The organism is Nostoc cf. edaphicum LEGE 07299 (assembly GCF_015207245.1).
GTDB classification, from domain to species: Bacteria; Cyanobacteriota; Cyanobacteriia; order Cyanobacteriales; family Nostocaceae; genus Nostoc; species Nostoc edaphicum_B.
In genome coordinates this window covers 1-5001 of sequence record NZ_JADEXF010000369.1, presented here as the reverse complement: position 1 = coordinate 5001, position 5001 = coordinate 1, and the positions used below count along the sequence as shown (strand labels likewise).

Below are 5001 nucleotides of genomic sequence, written 5' to 3'. Positions count from 1 at the left end.
TGCTCCCTTGCTCCCCTGCTCCTCTGCTCCCCTATTTACTTAACTTCCAAAATCGTTCCAGTTTCCTTCAAATAAACCCGCGTAAATGGTTCATCTTCACCCAAAGTATAATCTTCAATTAACCCTTTGCGACGAATAGAAATATCATTGCCTTTTCTAATCACCACAGTCGAACTATCGAAAACATTCCGCACCAAAATCATCTCAGTTTCGGTAGGATTATCCAGAACTACGATATTACTATTTTGGTAAAATATGCCCTGTTCTTCGAGGATCTCTTCAGGGTACTCAGCAATTAGCAAATCAAGTTTGGGATGACGCAGCAAAGTTTGAACATTACTGTTGTAATCTTTACTTGATACTTTTTTCGAGCGATTCACAAAAACGCCATCACGACAAACAGCACCTATTATCCAGTTGGGATGTTGCAAAAGGATATGGTCAATCGTCGCTTGTAGTTCTTCAACTGAGATTTTGTTAAAGGTAATAATTGGTATCCTGGCATCTGTACCCGACTCAAAAAAAGTTTCTAAAATATGAGAAGGTACATCAACACTTTCACCAACAGAAGGTTTAAGATGCATTAAAACGCCTGGTGCAGCATTGATTTCTAGGATGGCAAAGTTACTGGATTTCCAAGATTCTGCGAGACTTTTGGTGATAACATCAATTCCCAGACAAGTCAGTTGGAAATGTTGGGCAATATCTTGCGCCAAGATAATATTGTCATCATGAACTGTCGGGGTTGCATCGATACTCATACCTCCGGCTGAAAGATTGGCAACTTTACGTAGGTAAACAGTGCGTCCTTTCTCAATCACGCTGTCTAATGATAAACGCTGTTCGTCTAAGTAGAGTTCCATCGCTTCATCGATCTGAATTTTACTCATCGGCGAGGTTGGCGTATCTAAACGTGCAGGTTTGCGGTTCTCTTGGCGAATTAACTCTGCAAGCGTTAAATACCCATCACCCACAACTGATGCTGGACGGCGTTCTGTGGCGGCGACGAATCGACCATTGACACACAACAAACGAAAATCCGATCCTGTGATGCTTTTCTCAACAATTATTCGAGTTTGCTGGTTTTCGGGAATCGCTGCCAGTGAACGATTATAAGCAGAGATCAGTTCTTTTGAGTCTTGCACATCAGCCGTAACGCCAATTCCTTTGTGACCTACCACTGGCTTCACTGCCACTGGGTAGCCAATTTCTCTTGCTGCTGCCAAGGCTTCTTTTTCGGAAAAGACAATACTACCTTCAGGCACTGGGAAACCCAAGGTTTTCAAAAATGCCTTACAATCATCTTTGCGGGTAGTAAACTCCGAATCTAGATGGCTATCACAGTTAAATGTTGTTGCTACCCCCCGGACGTGTTTTTTTCCTAAGCCGTATTGCATCAATCCTTCTTCCCACAAATAAAAGGCGGGAATACCTTTCTGGTATGCTGTTCGCAATAGGGCGTAAACTGTGGGGCCTCCGTAGATAGATGCGCGAAATCTATCTTGCAGCTTTACCATCTGCTCATCAAAGGCAAAGTCTTCGTCTTGGGTAATGGCTTCAAACCAATCCCAAACAAAGTAAATTACCTCTCTAGTTGTGCGTTCATGTAGTGATTGGATGCTAATTCGTGTGAGATTTGGATATGGCTTAACACTCCAGCGGTTAAGGTGTAAATCCATGTCCAATTTTCCGGTTTCGGACACAACTTGGGCAAAGAGATGGGCATAAGATTCGTAGGTTTGATCGCGAAGATTTGGATAGCGATCGCCAATCTTGGCAATATAATCTTCAATGGGCAAAGGCTCTCTAGAGTCAATTAGAGCAAAATCAAATACTAGCGCCCCTACATCTAAATAAGGGTTGGGGCCAAGGTAATGCTTGAAGTTGAAAATATCGAATACATCTGTTCTTCTAGCATTAATGCGAACTAATTCACTGCTTTTTTGTAAAACCATTGATTACGAACCTTCGGCTAAACACCCTGAAATTTTAATGCTGAATTGTGGTTACTCAGACTTATTGATTGTAGATTGGCTCATGTTAATTTTGGAGAGTGATGGCTTTGCCACTGAGCTAATCCGAACCCACGTTAACCCTATTACTAAGCATTTTTAACTATCTTAAGGCATAATTAAATCCCCATTCTTCTGCCAGGAATCAAGAACAGTCAATTCATCCTCATGAGTAATCAAAGATATAACCTTTGAAAGGTGCAACACTCATCCAAAAATCGTATAAGTAAATATGAGGCATTAAAAAGACAGCATAAAAAAACAGCAAAGTTATGAATAGCACACAAGCTGCTCTAAGAGATGAGATTCGAGAACTTGCTGACGAAGCTTTTCACCAAAAGCTGATCTCTGGACATGGAGATGGGGCAGACATGAATGAGTATCAAATTGTCTACCAAGGCAAACCCAGGCATCTCCCACTAGAACAAGCACGTTTTTTCTTAACTAACTTGCTTTACAGAAGTCGGGTTCATTAGGACTTGTCATCAGATATCTAAATTCCATCTAGCTAGAGTCAATAGCAATTACTCACATAGCACGAGAAATCTCCAATCGACAACTAGCAATATAGCCAATAATGCCTTTAGACAATACTTCTAGGGGCAGTTGACGTTGTAGATTTGATTTAGTAGAAGATAAAAAATTTAGATAATTTTTCGGAAAAGTATTTCGGTCTAATTGCGATGTCTAACGACAAGCCGCTTCTCTACGAACGCGAATAGCGTGTCGCAGACAGACGCTCCGGGTAGCTTACTTCCCCGTAGGGGTATGCATCTACGCAAATGTTAACCCTACTTTTATCAAGTAATCTATCAAAGGGATGATTTGATACATTGAATTGTCATGTTTTAGTGAGATTTATTAACTCAAATCCAGGGGAACATCATGGTGGAAAGTAATATTATCAAAAGGCAGTTGGTAATTATTGGGGGAGCCGAAGATAAAGAGGGAGATTCTGTAATTTTGCGGGATTTTGTACGACGCGCTGGGGGTACAAAGGCGTATATTGTAATTTTGACAGCAGCAACAGAACTACCAAGAGAAGTGGGAGAAAATTATATCAGAGTGTTTGAGCGCCTGGGAGCCGAAACTGTTCGCATTATTGATACAGAAACCCGTGAAGATGCATCTTCATCTACCGCATTGGAAGCTATTAATAAAGCAACTGGGGTGTTTTTTACAGGGGGAGATCAAGCTCGTATTACCAACATCCTCAAGGACACCGAAATCGATGCGGCGATTCACAAACGCTTCTCTGAAGGTATAGTTATCGCAGGCACAAGTGCCGGAGCTGCTGTGATGCCAGACGTAATGATTGTAGAAGGCGACTCAGAAACACATCCTCGGATTGAAACTGTCGAAATGGGCCCAGGTATGGGATTTTTACCAGGGGTAGTAATCGACCAGCATTTTTCCCAACGGGGACGCTTGGGACGTTTAATATCAGCTTTGATACTACAGCCTGCTGTCTTGGGATTTGGTATTGACGAAAATACCGCTATGGTAGTGATAGATAACCAAATTGAAGTAATTGGTGAAGGTGCGGTTACGATTGTTGATGAATCAGAAGCTACATATAACAATATGGGCGAAATTTTGAAGGATGAGTCTTTGGCGATTTGTGGAGCAAAGCTTCATATTTTGCCACATGGCTTTAAATTTGACCTGAAAACTCGTCAGCCTATCCTAAATAATGGCTCTGTACCAAATGGCTCTCAATCACTTGCTTCAATTAACACTTAACTTTTAGCAAGTGTATTTAAACTGAAAGTTTTATCTAATCGCTGTAATACTCCCTGCCTCAACTTGGTAGGCAGGGTCAAAGGCTTAAAAACCCTGTACGATGCAGACTGATATTGAACGTAAGCAAAATAAAATCTGCATAGTAGTAGAATCTCTAAGCTAGTAATGAAAAGTTTGTAGTAAGCACTTTAGTGCTTAGAAAATTAAGGGCTAAAGTCCTTACTACGAACTTGGAGAACATTAAGGCGATTTCGTTAAACTATAAAAACTGTCAGAACGAATCTGACTGCCATTTCGCCAAACTTCAACTCTTTCTGGAGTGACTAAATAATAAAAACTACCATTATCTGCTCGATATCTGTCTTTACCAATATTCAAAGCTACTATCTTTATAGGCTTGCTTGGGGCTAGCTTCAATTGCCCAATATAAAATAATTGACCATTTTCTTCACAAACTTTTACACGAGAGCTTATAGTCTCACCTTCAATAAGACTAATTCCATTACATTTCGTATCAGTGCTTACAGGTGCAAAATCTATTGGAATTGGCTGCTGTGAGGGTGAAACTTGATTTGCTACTGGGGATGGCGAGACTGGGTGGTTCTGGTTATCCACTAGCTGAACTTTAGAACCGGAGCCAACACTTGCAGTTACCGATGTCAACAAACGAAGGGGGTCAACTGCTATTCGACCATTTGGGTGAACTTCAAAGTGCAGATGAGGTGCTGTACTATTGCCTGTAGATCCCATCTCGGCAATCATTTGACCTTGAATAACCTGTTGACCTTTGCTCACCAACAAACGGCGATTGTGGCCATAAACAGTAATGCTGCCGTCGAGATGTTTAATAGTTATAGCGTTTCCTAATCCCCAATTATCCCAACCTGCTTTGACAACTGTACCGGATGCCGCAGCAATAACAGGAGTTCCAGACGCCCCTGCAATATCAATGCCTTCATGTTGATATTTGCGGAAGCCTTGAGAAATAAATCCTTTAGTTGGCCAGATTAAGTTAGAAGCAGGGATAGGAGTTTGCCCAATTGGGGAATCGCCTGCCAATTGTGTTAAGGCAGATGTAGGTGTAGTTAATACAGCGCTTAAGGATATTAACCCAACTAGTGCATAAGTACGATATCGATAAATTATAGCTTTTTTCATAAGTTGTAAGTCTATTAGAACAATAATTCATATTATGTCCGCTTGATTACTTATTAAACCCAAAGAACCCCACCCCCAAACCCTCCCC

General features: G+C 41.2%; 4 protein-coding genes. 2 read left to right on the top strand and 2 right to left on the bottom strand.

Annotated features, from left to right (window positions below):
* Positions 1-35 precede the first annotated feature (35 nt).
* Positions 36-1955, bottom strand: a complete 1920-nt coding sequence (locus tag IQ229_RS12745) for an ATP-binding protein (protein WP_194044208.1) — start codon at positions 1953-1955, stop codon at positions 36-38.
* A 329-nt stretch (positions 1956-2284) separates the two neighbouring features.
* On the opposite strand from IQ229_RS12745, the gene IQ229_RS12740 reads away from it, so the two are divergent.
* The gene (locus tag IQ229_RS12740) at positions 2285-2488 is read left to right on the top strand and encodes a hypothetical protein (protein WP_094348985.1); all 204 of its coding nucleotides are present in this window, start codon (positions 2285-2287) and stop codon (positions 2486-2488) included.
* Positions 2489-2897: 409 nt separating this feature from the next.
* Positions 2898-3755 (top strand): cyanophycinase, encoded by an 858-nt coding sequence (locus tag IQ229_RS12735; RefSeq protein ID WP_194044206.1) that lies wholly within the window; start codon positions 2898-2900, stop codon positions 3753-3755.
* A 240-nt stretch (positions 3756-3995) separates the two neighbouring features.
* Here the strand turns inward: IQ229_RS12735 and IQ229_RS12730 are convergent, their stop codons facing one another.
* Positions 3996-4913 carry a M23 family metallopeptidase gene (locus IQ229_RS12730; protein WP_194044204.1) on the bottom strand — a complete coding sequence of 306 codons (918 nt, stop codon included), beginning with the start codon at positions 4911-4913 and terminating at the stop codon, positions 3996-3998.
* Positions 4914-5001 lie beyond the last annotated feature (88 nt).

What these genes read in the sequence shown, in the direction of transcription:
- IQ229_RS12745 (WP_194044208.1), bottom strand. Translation starts at nt 1,955, where the DNA reads ATGGTTTTACAAAAAAGCAGTGAATTAGTTCGCATTAATGCTAGAAGA.
- IQ229_RS12735 (WP_194044206.1), top strand. Translation starts at nt 2,898, where the DNA reads ATGGTGGAAAGTAATATTATCAAAAGGCAGTTGGTAATTATTGGGGGA.
- IQ229_RS12730 (WP_194044204.1), bottom strand. Translation starts at nt 4,913, where the DNA reads ATGAAAAAAGCTATAATTTATCGATATCGTACTTATGCACTAGTTGGG.
- IQ229_RS12740 (WP_094348985.1), top strand. Translation starts at nt 2,285, where the DNA reads ATGAATAGCACACAAGCTGCTCTAAGAGATGAGATTCGAGAACTTGCT.